The sequence below is a fragment of the Cohnella abietis genome, from assembly GCF_004295585.1.
GTDB classification, from domain to species: domain Bacteria; phylum Bacillota; class Bacilli; order Paenibacillales; family Paenibacillaceae; genus Cohnella; species Cohnella abietis.
Genome location: NZ_AP019400.1, coordinates 5,225,326 through 5,241,823, shown reverse-complemented (window position 1 = coordinate 5,241,823; position 16,498 = coordinate 5,225,326). Strand labels below are relative to the sequence as shown.

14 protein-coding genes are annotated in these 16,498 nt (G+C 45.9%); 11 read left to right on the top strand and 3 right to left on the bottom strand.

What is annotated here, in order from left to right; genetic code table 11:
- The first annotated feature begins 103 nt into the window (after positions 1-103).
- The 4 genes from KCTCHS21_RS23270 (at position 104) to KCTCHS21_RS23255 (ending at position 6,309) form a co-directional block, all read left to right on the top strand.
- Entirely contained in the window at positions 104-1,270 is a 1,167-nt protein-coding gene (locus KCTCHS21_RS23270; protein WP_130613853.1) for a PP2C family protein-serine/threonine phosphatase, read from the top strand.
- On the top strand, positions 1,260-4,895 hold the full coding sequence (locus tag KCTCHS21_RS23265; protein WP_130613851.1) for a response regulator: 3,636 nt from the start codon (positions 1,260-1,262) through the stop codon (positions 4,893-4,895). The genes KCTCHS21_RS23270 and KCTCHS21_RS23265 overlap by 11 nt, the downstream gene beginning before the upstream one ends.
- Positions 4,892-5,731, top strand: a complete 840-nt coding sequence (locus KCTCHS21_RS23260; RefSeq protein ID WP_179952634.1) for a CheR family methyltransferase — start codon at positions 4,892-4,894, stop codon at positions 5,729-5,731. The genes KCTCHS21_RS23265 and KCTCHS21_RS23260 overlap by 4 nt, the downstream gene beginning before the upstream one ends.
- An 83-nt stretch (positions 5,732-5,814) precedes the next feature.
- On the top strand, positions 5,815-6,309 hold the full coding sequence (locus KCTCHS21_RS23255) for a general stress protein (protein WP_130613847.1): 495 nt from the start codon (positions 5,815-5,817) through the stop codon (positions 6,307-6,309).
- A 655-nt stretch (positions 6,310-6,964) separates the two neighbouring features.
- Here KCTCHS21_RS23255 and KCTCHS21_RS23250 read toward each other — a convergent pair.
- Entirely contained in the window at positions 6,965-8,197 is a 1,233-nt protein-coding gene (locus KCTCHS21_RS23250; RefSeq protein WP_130613845.1) for an NAD(P)/FAD-dependent oxidoreductase, read from the bottom strand.
- A 264-nt stretch (positions 8,198-8,461) separates the two neighbouring features.
- Here KCTCHS21_RS23250 and KCTCHS21_RS23245 point away from each other — a divergent pair, with 264 nt between their 5' ends.
- The 4 genes from KCTCHS21_RS23245 (at position 8,462) to KCTCHS21_RS23230 (ending at position 10,466) form a co-directional block, all read left to right on the top strand.
- Positions 8,462-8,785 (top strand): STAS domain-containing protein, encoded by a 324-nt coding sequence (locus tag KCTCHS21_RS23245; protein ID WP_130613842.1) that lies wholly within the window; start codon positions 8,462-8,464, stop codon positions 8,783-8,785.
- 34 nt (positions 8,786-8,819) lie between these two features.
- Complete coding sequence (rsbW, locus tag KCTCHS21_RS23240; protein ID WP_130613839.1) at positions 8,820-9,260, top strand: anti-sigma B factor RsbW; 441 nt, start codon at positions 8,820-8,822, stop codon at positions 9,258-9,260.
- Positions 9,257-10,033, top strand: a complete 777-nt coding sequence (locus KCTCHS21_RS23235; RefSeq protein ID WP_130613836.1) for a sigma-70 family RNA polymerase sigma factor — start codon at positions 9,257-9,259, stop codon at positions 10,031-10,033. The genes rsbW and KCTCHS21_RS23235 overlap by 4 nt, the downstream gene beginning before the upstream one ends.
- An 88-nt stretch (positions 10,034-10,121) precedes the next feature.
- The gene (locus tag KCTCHS21_RS23230; RefSeq protein ID WP_130613834.1) at positions 10,122-10,466 is read left to right on the top strand and encodes a hypothetical protein; all 345 of its coding nucleotides are present in this window, start codon (positions 10,122-10,124) and stop codon (positions 10,464-10,466) included.
- 1,085 nt (positions 10,467-11,551) lie between these two features.
- On the opposite strand, the gene KCTCHS21_RS23225 is transcribed toward KCTCHS21_RS23230, so the two are convergent.
- Together KCTCHS21_RS23225 and KCTCHS21_RS23220 are read right to left on the bottom strand one after the other, a co-directional pair.
- On the bottom strand, positions 11,552-12,046 hold the full coding sequence (locus tag KCTCHS21_RS23225) for a hypothetical protein (protein WP_130613832.1): 495 nt from the start codon (positions 12,044-12,046) through the stop codon (positions 11,552-11,554).
- Positions 12,047-12,133: 87 nt separating this feature from the next.
- Positions 12,134-12,466, bottom strand: coding sequence for a YtxH domain-containing protein (locus KCTCHS21_RS23220; RefSeq protein ID WP_130613830.1), 333 nt, complete (start codon positions 12,464-12,466; stop codon positions 12,134-12,136).
- A 150-nt stretch (positions 12,467-12,616) separates the two neighbouring features.
- Here KCTCHS21_RS23220 and KCTCHS21_RS23215 point away from each other — a divergent pair, with 150 nt between their 5' ends.
- Genes KCTCHS21_RS23215 through KCTCHS21_RS23205 form a run of 3 tightly spaced genes read left to right on the top strand, consistent with a single transcriptional unit; the run spans position 12,617 to position 16,490 of the window.
- On the top strand, positions 12,617-14,413 hold the full coding sequence (locus KCTCHS21_RS23215) for a glycosyltransferase family 39 protein (RefSeq protein WP_130613828.1): 1,797 nt from the start codon (positions 12,617-12,619) through the stop codon (positions 14,411-14,413).
- Between the two features lie 15 nt (positions 14,414-14,428).
- Positions 14,429-15,430: a glycosyltransferase family 2 protein gene (locus KCTCHS21_RS23210; RefSeq protein WP_197726479.1), complete on the top strand. Its 1,002-nt coding sequence runs from the start codon at positions 14,429-14,431 to the stop codon at positions 15,428-15,430.
- A gap of 46 nt (positions 15,431-15,476) precedes the next feature.
- Positions 15,477-16,490 (top strand): asparaginase, encoded by a 1,014-nt coding sequence (locus tag KCTCHS21_RS23205; protein ID WP_130613826.1) that lies wholly within the window; start codon positions 15,477-15,479, stop codon positions 16,488-16,490.
- Positions 16,491-16,498 lie beyond the last annotated feature (8 nt).

The following is a 16,498-nucleotide window of genomic DNA, read 5'->3' as shown; positions in this document are numbered from 1 at the left end:
GATCATAGGGTAATAAGGAATGAGGCAGAATTCTGTCGCTCATTCCTTATTCGCGTTTATTATTTAGATAGAGAACACGATTCAATCGAGGAGACTAGGACAAATGGCTGTATTAATCGTGGATGATAATGCTATGAACGTCATGGTTATTCAAGAAATGCTAAAAAGAGAAGGCTACGATGATTTTCTCATAGCCTATTCTGCTGAAGAAATGTTTGAGCTTCTGAAAACTCATCAAGAGGGAAATGGAATTGTAGCTACAAAGATAGATTTGATCCTGTTGGATTTAATGATGCCAACAATGGATGGTATAGAGGCTTGCCGAAAGCTTCAGACTTATCATAACTATAAAGATATACCTGTCATTATGGTTACCGCCATTGGGGATTCTCGTAAGCTTGCAGAAGCATTGGATGCGGGTGCGATAGATTTCGTAACGAAGCCTATTAACAAAACAGAGCTGCTTGCTAGAATTCGTTCCGCTCTTAAGCTAAAGCGCGAGCTGGATTGGCATAAGGAGAGGGATTTTCGAATGCGGCAAGAGCTTCTGCTCGCCCGCCAGGTACAGGAGTCCGTGCTTCCAGATAGGGTGGAGGACTCGGATTTCCGCATTAATGCTTTTTTTCAAGCATCTGAGGAGCTGGCGGGTGATTTGTATGCTTGGCACAGACTAGATAACAACCGCTGGTCTATCGCCGTAATAGATGCTATGGGTCATGGAATATCCTCTTCTTTAGTTAGTATGTTTATTGCTTCCATACTCAAGGAATCCATGCGCACGCTATGGTCACCTCAAAGGGTATTTACAGAGCTTAACCGCAGACTGATGGGGCTTCAGTGGGAAAATGAGCTTACTCATTATTACTGCACCGGCATTTATGTAACTGTGGATTTGGAGCTGGGAAAGCTGGAATATGCCAATGCAGGCCATCCCTCTGGATTGCTTTACCGTGTTGAAGATCCGGAGCCTGAGAAGCTTACGGTTAGCTCCGCTCCACTTGGGATGTTCGACACGCTGGAAATCGTTACTCGCACTCTGAACCTCCTTCCGGGAGACAAGCTTTACTTGTTTACGGATGGTATTCTAGGTCCTTTTCAGGGAGATGACGAGGCCCAGATGGAGCAACTGATTGCATTCCTTCACCAAGCGAAGGATGATGAAACAAGTGTAGAGCAGCTGATTACTTGCAAGCCGATCGATGGTCGTTCTGATGATCGCTGCTTAGTTAAAGCTGAAGTCATGCCTGGAGGTGGGAAGCGTGAAGATTAAATCAAAGCTAAGGGTAGGCTTCACGTTGCTTCTTCTACTTCTTATAGGTATTACTTCATTCGGATATTTGCGTATGAGCCAGATGAACAGCTCTATGAACCATTTTTACGATAATAGGTTTGAGAAGGTCAAGGTAGCACTTGCAGTACGGGGTGAAATAAACTCCGCGGGTCGTATTATGAACGATATGATGATTGGAGATCAAGATCCGACCGAGGGAGCAAAAGATATTACAACGAAACTCTTAAACGCAGATCAACAATTTAAGACGTTAGCAAGACTTGAACAGACTAGTGATGAACAAGACGAGATGGATGGAATTACGAAAAAAACCGAAGTATACACGAAATCATTAACAAGCTTTATTGAGCTGATTAATAAAGATGAAGTGGATGCTGCTAAGAAGCTATATGCAGACCATCTTCGTGGCCAACAAAGACAGGTTATTGATTCCATGGATGGGCTAGTGAAAACCCAAGAGAATGCCTTGAAGGAGGAAATGGGAGATTCTCGAAGGCTGTACGATCGATCGGTGCAGATGATGGCAGCTCTAACGATCATTGGTTTGCTGCTCGGCATAGCAATCGTGTTATGGATATTTCCAAGCATTACGCAGGGTCTCAACCTGTTAGGAAAAATGGCGGATCGATTTGGCAAAGGACGTTTGCGTGGATTTGCTCGATTTGAAATTAAGTCTCAGGATGAGCTTGGACAGTTAGCACACTTGTTTAAGAAAATTGCTCTTGATCTTCAAGCGAAAAATGAGAGAGAAGCATTGTTATCGGACATCCAACAACGTCAAGGGCGAATTAATGCCCAGGCTGCCCATGTAACAGAATTGCTTCAGCAGGGCTCGGACACAAAGCTGGTCGCTGAAGCTTTTATCTCGGAGTTTGCTCCTGTGCTGGGCGCATCCTATGCTCATCTCTATTTAGTAAATCCGACAGCTAATGAGGAGCAATTAGAGCTGTCAGGTGCTTATGCTTCATTAGGGCAAAGTACCGGAGAAGGTGTTTCTGGCATCCCAGAAGTTATTCATCCGGGACAAGGCCTTGTTGGGCAATGCTTTAAGGATGCCCAGCCCATTAGTATGGAGGACGTTCCAGCAGGTTATGTGAAAATTGGTTCGAGTCTAGGTGCAGCAGAGCCGAAAGGGCTGCTTATTCATCCGATTATTTATGAAAGTCAGGTTATCGGAGTCATTGAACTGGCTTCTATAAAGGGGTTTAATTCGGAGAACAAAGAAATGCTCGTTATTCTATGCGACAAGCTAGGCACGATTCTAAACAATATTCGCTCACGCCAACGAGTGGAGGAATTACTAAGGGAATCCCAAGCGATGACTGAAGAGCTGCAGGCCCAGTCCGAAGAGCTCGTTTGTCAGCAGGAAGAGCTAAGGGAAACGAATGATAAGCTTGAGAGCCAACAAAATGATTTGAAAAAATCGGAACAACAGCTGCAGCATCAGCAGGAAGAGCTAGAGCTTACGAATCATGAGCTAACTGTCAAAACAATTTCTTTAGAGCAGCATATTGAACGGGTAGCCCAAGCAAATTCTGAGCTGGAACGTCAGGCGCTTCAATTGGCGATGACAAGTAAATATAAAACTGAGTTTCTTGCCAATATGTCCCATGAGCTAAGAACGCCTCTGAACAGCTTACTCATTCTGTCTGAGTTTCTTGCGGAGAACAAGGAAGGCAATCTAACCGATAAGCAGAAGGAATATATGCAAACCATTCATTATTCTGGAAACGATTTGATGAAGATGATAGATGAAATACTAGATTTGTCCAAGGTGGATGCCGGTAAAATGGACATTCACCCGGAGTGGGTGGTATTGGACGATATTTCCGCGTTCCTAGATCATACCTATACACCGATGGCAGTATCCAAAAACTTATCTTTATTTGTCGAGCAAAAAGAGGACATTCCAGAAGTGATATGGACGGATGGACATCGGCTGAAGCAAATTATGCGAAATCTGCTATCCAATGCGATTAAATTCACGGAATCCGGCTCAGTTACGTTTACGATACGCAGGCCAAGCGAGGAGGAAATGGAATCAGACCGAAAGAAATCTGATAAAGGCTATGTAGCGTTATCAGTAACAGATACTGGAATTGGGATAGCGCCAGAGAATAGCCAGCTTGTTTTTGAGGCATTCCGTCAAGCAGATGGGACGACGAGTCGTAAATATGGCGGTACTGGTCTTGGGCTTACGATAAGCAGGGAGCTTGCTCATCTGCTGGGAGGGTGGATTTATTTAGAGACGAGTTTGGGTAAAGGTAGCACATTTACCCTTGTTGTGCCTGAGCAAGTGATAGACTATGGCACATTCCCATTGGATTCGGAACCATTATACCCATACGATTCGGCTCCTAGTTCCCCTATAAATCAGATGGCAAGGGAATTGGTACCTGAAGATGACCGTGCCTCTTTGGTCAAAGAAGATAAGGTGCTACTGATCATTGAAGATGATGTGAACTTTGCCAAAGTTCTGCTGGAGATGGCACATTCCCGCGGGTTTAAGGCAGTTATTGCGCTGCAGGGTGATGAAGGCCTTGAGCTAGCCAAATCCTTGAAACCTGAAGCTATTATTCTAGACATTCAATTACCAGTGACGGACGGATGGTCTGTGCTTAATGAGCTTAAGAGTGATCCAGAAACTCGTCATATCCCGGTTCATGTCATATCTGTTGTCAAACAATCGAATGAGGGCCTTCGAATGGGTGCGATAGGCCATTTACAGAAGCCGGCTACTGGAGAGCAGCTTGAACAGGTTTTTAGAAATATTAATCGGGTTTTGGATCATAAAAAACCAAAGAAGCTGCTGCTTATTGAGCAAGAGGACGAAATGCGGCTAAGTCTCACACAGCTAATTGATCATAAAGACGTTATCGTAACCGCAGTTCCAGATGTAGTTAGAGCAAGGGATGAATTAAGGGAAAATTCTTTCGATTGCATCGTTCTCGGTTCTAATTTGGCAGGTGATTCGGGAACTACCTTACTTGATCACATTCAAGAATCAACAGATTTGAGACGCATTCCAGTTATAGTGCACGGATTAAATGATATTCATGAGGATGTGCTAAGAAAAATAAGGCCATATGTAAACAAAATCATCATTAAGGACGTAAACTCACCAGCGCGTCTTTTGGAGGAAACGGCGCTTTTCTTGCATAGAATGGAGTCTGAGCTCCCCGAGGAAAAGCAAAAGCTTCTAAGCAAGCTGCATCAGGGAGAAGCCGCATTTGAAAATAAGAAAATACTACTCGTAGATGATGATGCACGCAATGTCTTTGCTCTATCAAGCGTGTTGGAGCATAAGAAGATGAAAGTCATCGTTGCAGAAAATGGACGGGAGGCTCTGAGCATACTAGAAGAGCAATCTGACGTTGATTTAGTGCTAATGGATATTATGATGCCTGAAATGGACGGTTACGAAGCGATGAAGCATATTCGTAGCAACGCTGAATGGAACAACATTCCAATCATCGCATTGACAGCTAAGGCGATGAAGGATGATAGAAATAAATGCATTGAGGCTGGCGCTTCTGATTATATTACGAAGCCGGTCAATACGGACCAGCTCTTATCTTTAATGAGAGTATGGCTGCATCGATGAATACACAGCTACCGCTCGATGGCGAGCTCGAGAAAATCGAAATCAACCTGTTGTTAGAAGGAATTTACCGGAGATATGGCTATGATTTTCGCAATTATTCCTATGCATCTATCCGCCGAAGAATTTGGCATCGTCTGCGACTGGAAGGGCTAGAGAATGTTTCATCCTTGCAGGCAAAAGTCATGCATCATTCTGAGGTGTTCCACCGTCTCTTAGGTGATCTCGTTATCCCTGTCACGGAAATGTTTCGCGATCCAGACATGTTTTTGGCCTTTAGGAGGGATATCATTCCCTTGCTGCGTGAGCTCCCTTTTATTCGAATATGGCACGCTGGCTGCTCCACAGGTGAGGAAGTCTATTCGATGGCCATCCTGTTAAATGAAGAGGGATTGCTGCACAAGTCGCGGATATACGCTACAGACATTAGCGAGAGTGCTTTGCAAAGAGCCAAAGACGGAATCATACCGATTGACCGGATGAAAAAGTATACGAAAAACTATCAGTTAGCGGGTGGCCAGCAGTCCTTCTCCGATTACTACATCTCGGATCATGGAACAGTGATGGTTAAGCCATTTTTACGCCAACCTATCGTGTTTGCACGCCATAACCTGGTTACGGATAGCTCCTTTAACGAATTTCATGTCATTATGTGCCGTAATGTTATGATTTATTTCAACTCTCAGCTTAGGGACCAAGCTCATAAGCTCTTCTACGAAAGCTTAGCACAAGAGGGGTTTCTAACGTTGGGGGGCAAGGAATCAATCTCCTTCACACCTATGGCCGGTCGTTACGAAGCTTGTAATGATAAGTATAGAATCTTTCGCAAAATTCGTTAGCTAGAGTCAAATTTTCCACTTCAGGGTATACCTAATATGTAGGAGTTTTCGATTAGGCTAAGCTCGGAGGGAGTGTGACTAAAATGACAGTGACTATAGGTATTTTTGACAAAGAGGATGAGGTACTGCAGGCCGTTCGGCTGCTTCGTGAAGCGGGAGTAGAGCAAGAAGAAATACGTGTTGTCGTGAACAATAGGGAAGGTGCTCCGCTATTGGCAGCTGATGGGGAAGTTGCGATTGAAGAGCTATATGAGATTCAAGCGATTAGATCACATGATGAAAACGGAGATGTTCTGCCCTTCGGCACTGCTCCAATGGCTACAGGGGGGTTCCCCGTAGGGAGTATGTCCATGAACTCCAACTCTGGGACGGCAGGCGTGGTGTTCTATGGCTCTAACTCCGATGAGGAGGCGAGCAGCAGTGGGGTGTTGCACGCAATTGGGATTCCTGAGAATGCAGCTAAGCAATGTGGCCAAGCAGTCGAATCAGGTCAATATTTATTAGTTGCGAAAACAGATCCGGAGCTCGATGCGCAGGACTGTCTAAGGCAAGCAGGAGCATCCGACGTCTTCCAGTAATTGTACTTGAGTAGGGCAGCTACAACGTAAAGCCTGCAAATCCCCGAGTAACGGTGGTTTTGTAGGCTTTTTTGCGTGGATACAGCACTCTAGTCCGCTGACAGCGGCTTGGAGTGCTCCGCTGCGCGGATTCCCGCCATTTAGTCCGCTGGTAGCGGCTTGCAGAGCTCCGCTGCGCGGATTCCCGCCATTTAGTCCGCTGGTAGCGGCTTGCAGAGCTCCGCTGCGCGGATTCCCGCCATTTAGTCCGCTGGTAGCGGCTTGCAGAGCTCCGCTGCGCGGATTCCCTCCAATTAGTCCGCTGATAGCGGCTTACAGCGCACCGATACTCGGTTTTCGAACAATTAGTCCGCTGACAGCGGCTTGGAGTGCTCCGCTGCGCGGATTCCCGCCATTTAGTCCGCTGGTAGCGGCTTGCAGAGCTCCGCTGCGCGGATTCCCGCCATTTAGTCCGCTGGTAGCGGCTTGGAGTGCTCCGCTGCGAGGATTCCCGCCATTTAGTCCGCTGGTAGCGGCTTGCAGAGCTCCGCTGCGAGGATTCCCTCCAATTAGTCCGCTGATAGCGGCTTACAGCGCACCGATACTCGGTTTTCGAACAATTAGTCCGCTGGTAGCGGCTTGTAGCCCTCAACCTGCGGTTTATCTTCCCTGTCTATTAGCCTCCAACAGAAGCAGAAGCTGTGTGACGATTGGGTCGAACGATCGCTGCGATGGGATTATGCACGCCGAGTAGGTGGTCTCGGATAATCTCTGCACCAAGCAAGCTATATATTGATCCGTTACCTCCATAACCTAGACAGTAATGCTGCCCAGGACGGTCCGGATCTTCGCCAATCCAAGGCAAACCGTCTGCTGATTCACCAAAAGTCGCACACCATTCATAACGGATTTGTGGGTCCAAGCTTGGAAATAGCTTATGAAGCTCTGAAAGAAGTCTCAAGGAATGTGACTTTAGCTCCTGCTTGGTTTGAACTGGCTGTCGGATGTTCTCATCCAGCCCTCCCACGATAATTCGATTATCAACGGTTGTTCTTAAGTATAAGTAGGGTCGGGCTGTCTCCCATAACATGAACCTTTCATGCCAATCGGATAGGGAAGCGATCGGTTCAGTGGCTATAGCATAGGAGCGGTTGAGCTTGGCTTCTACCCATCGTCCCCCCGCTGACTCCGGAACATAACCAACGGCATAGATGACATGCTCCGTTTCAATATCACCTAGATTTGTTTTTACGACATAACCTTGGGAGGAGGGCTCCACGGATAGCATAGCTGTATTTTCATAGATGTCGAGTCCGCTTAGATGGGCTTCTTCTGCAACAGCATTAACGAATTTATAAGGATTAACTTCAGCATCCCCGCGTGTGACAATTGCTGCAGCTCGTTGGAACGGGAACATTAGCCCGATTTGATTTTCTTCCCACCAATCCGCAGGAAATCCATGCTGGAGCAGCATGTCATATTCCCGTCTAAGTGCAGGGACATCCTCCGGAGTTGAGGCATAGTAAAAGCTACTGCGGCGCTTGAAATCAACTTGTCTTCGCAAACCTTCAGCTATATCGCCTAATTGCTCGGCTGCGTGCTTGCAGGCACGATAAAATAAAACGGCATTCTTTTCCCCAAGCTGTTCAGTAAAGTCGCTTAACATCTTGTCATTGGAGTATTGCAGTAACCCGGTATTCGCAGACGTACTCCCAGAAGCGATGAAGCCTTGCTCGATTAGAATGGCATCAATACCGCTCTTGGCAAGCACATATCCGCAGATAACGCCGGACATCCCGCCCCCAATAATGACGACACGTGTTTTTCCCGGAATTTTCAGCGATGGATATCTAGGGGGTGCCGAATAAGTGCTAGGCCAGAACAAAGATCCATAATGTAAGCTCATCATTTACCTCCAATACCTTGCTGGTTCACAATATGAATTGCCAGTTCAAATGAAGAAGCACCAGCAATGTTAACTGAGAGCTTTTTGTTACGATGACTTAAACCAAGGAAAAATATACTTCATGAAAAAAGATCAGATGGTTTTCTTACTAAAACGTTATTGATGTTTCAAAGATTAGGAAAAAGGGTTATAACCAAATTAGAGCATCAATTGGACAGTTATTAATAAACCAATTCAATGGATGCAAAGGAAGAGGGGAGATTTTTTATGGTAACTAATAATAAATTCACGCTCCGCACAGAAAATAGGGAAGACCAGACTATCGTATTCGTAGGCGGTGAATTCGATCTGGAGGTTGCAACGCAAATGCGTGCAGTAATGGAGCCTCTTATCGAATTAGTCGACCGAAGGCTAACCTTAAATCTTCAGGATCTCAAATATATTGATAGTACAGGAATCGGGATTTTGATTTCAATTGTAAAGGCTCGTCATGCACGTAGCGCTCCTTTCGATGTAGAGCATGTTCCAACATCTATACGCAAGCTGTTCGATATGACGGGGATTACTCCCTTTCTAGCCAAGGCAGAATAACCATTTTATAAGAGAGGAATGAGGAGAGACCCCTATGAAAAGAGAAAGTAATGTAAAATTAACAGTCCCTGCGCAACCGGAATTCGTAGATTTGGTTCGGCTTACTCTATACGGAATAGCAAGTAAAATGAAATTTACCTTCGAAGATATCGAGGACATGAAGGTAGCGGTATCTGAAGCTTGCAATAATGCTGTGCTGCATGCTTATGATGGAGAAGATGGCAAAATCGAGGTGGAATTCGAAATGCATGCTAATGAGCTTTCGATTACGGTCCGAGATTCTGGCCGAAGCTTCACAGTTGCAGAAAATAAAGAAACGCCATCGCTTCATGGTAAAACCATTGATGAAATCCAGTCGGGCGGATTGGGTCTATATTTAATGCAAGCTCTCATGGACCGTGTTGAGGTTAGGCACGAGGGCGGAACAACGGTCTTATTAACGAAGAAACGGATGAAATCCGAAGAGACCGCATGAGTCTATCCCCTTCCGCGCGTTTGCCCGACGACGCGATTGCGATGTTGCTTGAATATCAGCAAACGCTATGTAAAGATCTAGCTGAAATACTGATCCGTAACTATGAACCAATGGTCAAGATGGCAGCAAACAAAATGTCGCGTAATCGTCCGGATTTATACGATGATCTTTTTCAAGTAGGGCAAATGGCTATGTTTCGGTTACTTAAGCAATTTGATCCAGCATTGGGAATGCCCTTCGAGCCCTACGCAATGAAGAGCATTATCGGACATATGAAAAACTATTTAAGGGACAAATCCTGGTATATCCAAGTTCCCCGTAGAATTAAAGAAAAAGGACTTGCTGTGCAGCAAGCAATTGATGAGCTAATGAGCAAACTAGAGCGATCTCCTAATATTGATGAGATAGCCGAGCATCTTGGTCTAGATACAGAGGAAACACTTGAAATATTAGCTGGTCGTGACTTATATCATTACGTTTCATTGGACACGCCGATTTCTGATGAAGATAATACTGCTACGCTCGGGGAATTAATCGGTAGTCCCGCAGACGATTTCCAGACATTGGAGAGAAAGCTTGATCTACAGGCTGCTATGGACCATCTGAAGCCTGAGGAGCGGCAAGTACTTCTGCTCGTATTCGAAAGTGGATTATCCCAAAGGGCCATAGCCGATGAGCTAGGGGTTTCCCAAATGAGTATATCTCGGATACAGAAACGGGGCATCGATAAATTAAAGCTTTTGGTCCAGGAGGTAGAGGAAGAGTCTGGATAATTAACCGAAACGGGCTGTTTCATCTTCCTCTTGTCGGTGTAATAACCATTACCGGTGATCGTATATATCCGTAAAGGAGTTGGAGATCATGACAGTCAAATATCGGATCCCATGCTCGGAAAGCGACATTTTCGTACTGGCGAAGGAAGACGGATTCCATCTAACGATCGGTTCTAAGGTTAATCCACTCAGCTTCGGCAACAAAATTTCAGATTACGTTTCACTGGGGCGAGCAATTGATGCAGCTGATAAGTTCTGCGAAGTGTATACCCTCTTTAAGGAATATGGCTATCACCTAGAGGGGCCTAATTTTCAGAAGGAAGGGATGCAGTCAATCCTGGTTCCAGAGCTGCTCGATAAGGAAATAAGTACTGAAGCATTGAGGGATATGCTCGACAGGAATACATTGATTGCTAAACAAAGTATAAATTGATCATCAAGCGGGGTTGTCCACTACATGGGCAACCCTTTTCTAGTATCTAAATGTACATTTCCCCAAACTAGTTGCCCTAATATTGCGTACACCATGACAAGCCGCTCCTTCTCCACAAACTAGTTGCTCTGATATTGCATACATCAACACTAGCCGCGCCCCACTACACAAACTAGTTGCTCTAATATTGCGTACACCGCGACTCAGCAGCGCCCCTCTCCCCAAACTAGTTGCTCTAATGTTGCGTACACCCTGACAAGCCGCTCCTTCTCCACAAACTAGTTGCTCTGATATTGCATACACGATGAGCTAGCTGCGCTCCACTCCACTCCCCAAACTAGTTGCTCTAATATTGAGTACACCACGACTATCCGCACCCGCTCCACAAACAAGTTGCTCTGATGTTGCATACACGATGGCTAGCTGCGCTCCACTCCACAAACAAGTTGCTCTAATATTGCCTACACCACGACTTTCCGCACCCGCTCCACAAACAAGTTGCACTAATGTCTAGTACACGCTCATTAGCCGCGCCCCTCTCCAGACCAATTATTTTTTCTGCCTCCAGCAGCTTAACCTAAAGTTAGATATACGATATTTTCGAACAACGGGTGTTTGGAGAGGTGCGTATGGAGTTAGATGTACGATATTTTCGAACAACGGGTGTTTGGAGAGGTGCGTATGGAGTTAGATGTACGATATTTTCGAACAATGAGTGTTTGGAGAGGTACCTATGGAGTTAGATGTACGATATTTTCGAACAACGGGTGTTTGGAGAGGTACGTATGGAGTTAGATGTACGAATATATCGAGCAATTGGTCTGGGGGAGGGGAAAGTAACCACGTAATGCACTGAGGGCTACTAAGAATCGCGAATTGAGGCACATGTGGCGGGATAACGCACTGAGGGCTACTAAGAATCGCGAATTGAGGCACATGTGGCGGGATAACGCACTGAGGGCTACTAAGAATCACAAATTCGAGCAACGATGGCGATATCACGCTCCTACGTCGAAAAAAACAAAAAAAGCCCCAAAAGGTTTTCACTTTTGGGACAGCCTAACTAGAGGCTTACCGGCAGCTTGTCATTGAATAGGGTCGTTAACGAGACCTTCTTCGTTAAGCTGCTGCTCGTTTTTCATTCGGTCCATGTCGTGACCTAGGCGCTGAAGGTCGGCGAAATCTTGCACCATTGAACCATTCCGCGCTAATTCAATAGGTCTGGAAGCAATAGGAGCCGAAGGTCGACGGTCACCCCGCTCAGGTGAATAAACGGGAGGAGCTGCGTTACTAATGCGCACCCGCAAGGCATGCCACCTGTCCAAAGCAGCAGCTTGAATATCTTCAGGCACATCGCTGTCTGAGATTCCATCGAAGAAGGCGGACTCGCCATAGAGAGTCATTACTCCATCGGATTCATGACAGGGAATGAGAAATATATAGGCACCACCTAAGGAAGAGTCCAATTCCGTACGGTAAGTTGACCGATGAACAAAATCACGAACGAATCCAGCTTGGGATAGAGCTTCCTTAACCTTCATGGAGGGGCCGCTAATTAACATCAAATGTTTAGGCTTCATTGGATTTAAGCTCCTTTCAATTAACGTAAGCCAGCCTCCGGTAGGCGATCACCGGGGGCAGCCTACTGTTTTTTCAAAAGAGGAGTGTTAATTCACTTTCTGCTCGTTCTTTGCCTGATCTGTTGCATCTGCTTTATGTTCATCTTTCCAAGATTGAACCTCTTCTTTAGCGGTTGCAACGGCTGAGCGCGTTTTATCAACGACATTAGAAGCTTGCTGCCCCACCTGCTTGACCATTTCTTGAGTTTTATTGCTTGCGTCGGCTATCATTTGTTTGGTGCGATCCTGCACATCCGTATAACGGTCACGGATATCTCCGCGTAATTCGCGTCCTGATTTGGGAGCGAGTAGCAAAGCAGCCGCCGCACCGATAACTCCACCTATTAAAACACCTTTTAACGTTCCGTTTGATTGAGCCATTTGTAACTCCTCCTTTAAGATAGCGATACGTCCATGATGATTACTTACCCAAACCCATCAAAATGAAACGTGCTCTTTCCAGAAGACAGCTCAATCGACTACAATAGGGAAAGGTAAAAATGGGGACAATAGGCGAAAGTGAGGACGGACATGGATTTCAGAGATGACGTCAGAACTGTATCACCAATGCAATGGGGATCAAATTCCGTTCGAAACCAAGAGGATCGACAATGGCGACCGCTTGATATTGTATTGGTCATTTTATTAACCGTAATAGCAGCTTTAATGACTTTTACCGATCTTGGAAATCGGACAGCTCCACAAACATTTTGGATGCCTGATAAGGTGGGGGAAACCTTCACTGCGGACTTCGGGGAGCTTAGGAAAGTAGATCGCATAAATCTATATGAAGGTCCAGGAGCTAAGGGGAACACCAAGATCGAATCGTCGAAGGATGGACAGACTTGGGATCTCTATTTAGATGTAGAACATAAAACAAATCGCGTCTTCACATGGAAGCTTGATGAAAAAACGGTAGAAGCACGTTACATGCGGTTCACTACCGTACAAAAAGGTTATCGTCTTTATGAAGCAGCCTTTTTCACGAAAGATGTCACTAAGCCAATTCAGGTTATGGATATCCAATTAGGCGCTAACAATTCAACTACTTCTGAAGGTAGCGGCTTAGAGGTGTTCGATGAGCAGCAGTGGGCACCCTACCGTCCAGATTATCGTAATGGGATGTACTTCGATGAAATCTATCATGGACGCACCGCCTACGAATTTGTCAAGCTGATGGAGCCGTATGAGAATACGCATCCTCCTTTGGGTAAAGTCATTCTTGCTTTAGGTGTTAAAATGTTCGATATGACGCCTTACGGATGGCGGTTCATGGCTGGTGTGTTCGGTACATTGATGGTGCCGATTTTCTACGCAGCTGCGAAAGGAATGTTCGCTCGAACAAGATATGCTTTTCTTGCTACGCTCTTACTCGTGCTAGAGGGCTTCCACCTTGTACATTCTCGTTCATCTAACGTGGATATTATAGGCGTAACCTTTACTATCATTATGTTTTACGCCATGTACCGATATGGTGAGATGGCTTGGCGCAACGGGGGATTCCGGCGAAGCTTCGGCTATCTCGCGCTCAGCGGCTTTTTCTTTGGAGCGGCAGCAGCTGTTAAATGGAACTACCTTTACGGAGGAGCCGGACTGGCTATACTGTTAGTGTTTGCACTTGTTCGTCGCTGGCGAGAGGCAAGAAGCGATGGGGATTATGATTTCGTTCGTCGTATGATCCTTACACTGATGTCATGTATTATTCTATTTGTCGCAATCCCTGTTACCGTATATTCTGTGTCCTATATCCCTTATATTAAGGCGACTAAAGCCGAAGATAGCTACAAGGATCTCTGGAAATATCAGAAAAACATGTACGACTATCATAAAGGGGTTAAAGAAGACCATCCATATGCTTCAAAGTGGTACACATGGCCAGTAATGCTGCGACCAGTGTGGTACTATGGCGGCAAGGATTTGGAGAAAGGTGAAGCCCAGAGCATCGCAGCTATAGGAAACCCTCTTATTTGGTGGGGCGGATTACTAGCATTACTTGCATCATGGTGGCTTGGATTCCGTCGAAGGGATAGGGTTGTACTTACATTGGCGGTCGCTTACTTATCCTTCTATGTACCATGGATGGTAGCTCCACGAAGTATTACGTTTCTTTATCACTATTTTCCGATGGTTCCGTTAATTATCCTGTCTATTGTTTGGATGCTTCGCTGGTTCGAGGAGAATTACCGCAACGGTCGAAGGTTCACGCTAATTTTCATTAGTGCGGCTGCAGCGCTTTTCATATGGTTCTATCCGATTTACACAGGAATGACCATAAGTCGTGAATGGATGAATATAGCAATCAGATGGTTGCCAAGCTGGGGTTTCTAGAGAGGGGATATATTTGTGCCGAAGCCATGCTTTCTTTCTGTTGTAGTGCCCATGTACAACGAAGAAGAGGTTATTGAAGTAACGTATCGCCGGCTTAAGGCTGTTCTAGATACGCTTGGTGAAACCTATGAGATTGTGTTCGTTAACGATGGAAGTCGGGATAAGACCTCTGATATTGTACGGGCTATGTGTGAAGCGGATTCTACGGTTAAGCTAGTGGAGTTTTCTCGTAATTTTGGTCATCAGATTGCAGTTACTGCGGGTATGGATCATTCGAGCGGAAGAACAGTCGTACTCATTGATGCGGATTTGCAGGATCCTCCTGAGCTGATCGTTGATATGGTCGCCCGTTGGCGTGAAGGCTTTGACGTCGTATACGGTAAACGAATAGAGCGTAAAGGGGAGTCTTGGTTTAAAAAGCTAACAGCGGCTATGTTCTACCGGCTTCTGCGTTCTATGACTTCCGTTAACATTCCCGTAGATACTGGCGATTTCCGACTGATGGATCGTAAGGTATGCGATGCTCTGTCTTCGATGCGTGAACGAAGCCGTTTTATCCGGGGGATGGTCAGCTGGGCGGGGTTTAAGCAAACCTCGGTTGACTATGTCCGTGATGAACGTTTTGCTGGAGAGACGAAGTATCCACTACGTAAAATGCTCAGGTTATCTTTGGACGCCATGACTTCATTCTCTACCAAGCCGCTCAAAATTGCCGGTATTCTTGGTTTTGTTTTATCAGCGGTCGGATTCGTTTATTTGTTTGTTGTCTTGTATCAGCATTTTTTCACAAATTCAACGCAACAGGGCTGGACTTCGATGGTCGCAATCAGCCTACTGTTCCATGGCATTACACTTTCCTTGCTAGGGGTACTCGGGGAGTATATTGGTCGTACTTATGAGGAGACGAAGAGACGACCGCTTTACCTTGTGTCTGAAGCGATCAACTTCTCCGGGGATGAGCCTGAAGCTACACGGGAAAAGCAAGGGATTAGGGTTACTGAAGGCTTACACAGTTAAGTGATCTTTAGTGGCAGTATGATAGCAGAAGAGGTGAACGCTTGCTATGAGTTTAGATACAATTAATGATGTCCCCCTCCTGGTCATGAAAAGAGGCGGACAAGCGGAGAACGTCCATCGTGGAAGAATTAGCATTGTTTCGGCAATAGATGGTCAGTTGGTATATTCCTGTGGGGATGTTCAAGCTCCAGCATACGTTCGTTCAACTGCTAAACCGGTTCAAGCTATGGCATCCTTATTAGATGGGACTGCACAGGCGTATGGCTACGAGGAACGTCACCTTGCGCTTATGGCTGCATCCCATAGGGGAAGCCGTGAACAGATTGCGACGCTTGAGGAAATTCTGAGCTTGACAGGTATAGACGAAGAGCAGCTTGCGATTCAGCCGACCTTACCTGTTGGAAGGCAAGCCAGAGATGAATATATTGCTGCAGGAGGCAAGCCTCGCAAGCTGCTTCACACATGTGCAGGTAAGCATTTGGGTGTGCTCGCATGGTGTAAGCTGAAAGGGTGGCCAATGGAAGGGTATATCCATCCGGATCACCCGGCACAACAGGCAATACTGAGCTTCATAAAGTCATGGGCAAAGGCAGAAAAGGAGCAAGTCACACTTGGCAAGGATGGCTGTGGGTTTCCTGTTGCAGCGATGCCTTTGTGGAAATTGGCGTTCATTTATGGTCGATTAGCTAACCCAGATCTCGCTGAGAATCAGGACGAGGGCGCTATCGCCCGAACAATCACACAGGCAATGAATGCCTACCCCAATCATGTGGAAGGTCATAACCGTTTAGCAAGCCTACTGCTATCCGACCCGAACGTTGTTGCCAAGAGCGGTGCACACGGAGTGTTTGTTTTCGGATTACGCCGGGAGAAGTTAGGTGTATCAATCACCGTTTCAGATGGAGCTGAAATCGCATGGCCGCATATCGTGAAGGCTATCCTGAAGCGAACAGGTGGAGTATCCGATTTTACGATGCAGAAGCTAGACGAAGTTTTCCCTTCAGAGTTCCTTAATGATACGAAAGAAATTGCTGGGCAGTGGAAAGCGTTGTTTGAATAAGGGAGTAA

Coding starts and splice junctions, on each gene's coding strand:
- KCTCHS21_RS23260 (WP_179952634.1), top strand. CDS start 4,892: ATGAATACACAGCTACCGCTCGATGGCGAGCTCGAGAAAATCGAAATC.
- KCTCHS21_RS23230 (WP_130613834.1), top strand. CDS start 10,122: ATGACAGTCAAATATCGGATCCCATGCTCGGAAAGCGACATTTTCGTA.
- KCTCHS21_RS23255 (WP_130613847.1), top strand. CDS start 5,815: ATGACAGTGACTATAGGTATTTTTGACAAAGAGGATGAGGTACTGCAG.
- rsbW (WP_130613839.1), top strand. CDS start 8,820: ATGAAAAGAGAAAGTAATGTAAAATTAACAGTCCCTGCGCAACCGGAA.
- KCTCHS21_RS23215 (WP_130613828.1), top strand. CDS start 12,617: ATGGATTTCAGAGATGACGTCAGAACTGTATCACCAATGCAATGGGGA.
- KCTCHS21_RS23235 (WP_130613836.1), top strand. CDS start 9,257: ATGAGTCTATCCCCTTCCGCGCGTTTGCCCGACGACGCGATTGCGATG.
- KCTCHS21_RS23220 (WP_130613830.1), bottom strand. CDS start 12,466: ATGGCTCAATCAAACGGAACGTTAAAAGGTGTTTTAATAGGTGGAGTT.
- KCTCHS21_RS23270 (WP_130613853.1), top strand. CDS start 104: ATGGCTGTATTAATCGTGGATGATAATGCTATGAACGTCATGGTTATT.
- KCTCHS21_RS23250 (WP_130613845.1), bottom strand. CDS start 8,197: ATGATGAGCTTACATTATGGATCTTTGTTCTGGCCTAGCACTTATTCG.
- KCTCHS21_RS23205 (WP_130613826.1), top strand. CDS start 15,477: ATGAGTTTAGATACAATTAATGATGTCCCCCTCCTGGTCATGAAAAGA.
- KCTCHS21_RS23245 (WP_130613842.1), top strand. CDS start 8,462: ATGGTAACTAATAATAAATTCACGCTCCGCACAGAAAATAGGGAAGAC.
- KCTCHS21_RS23225 (WP_130613832.1), bottom strand. CDS start 12,046: ATGAAGCCTAAACATTTGATGTTAATTAGCGGCCCCTCCATGAAGGTT.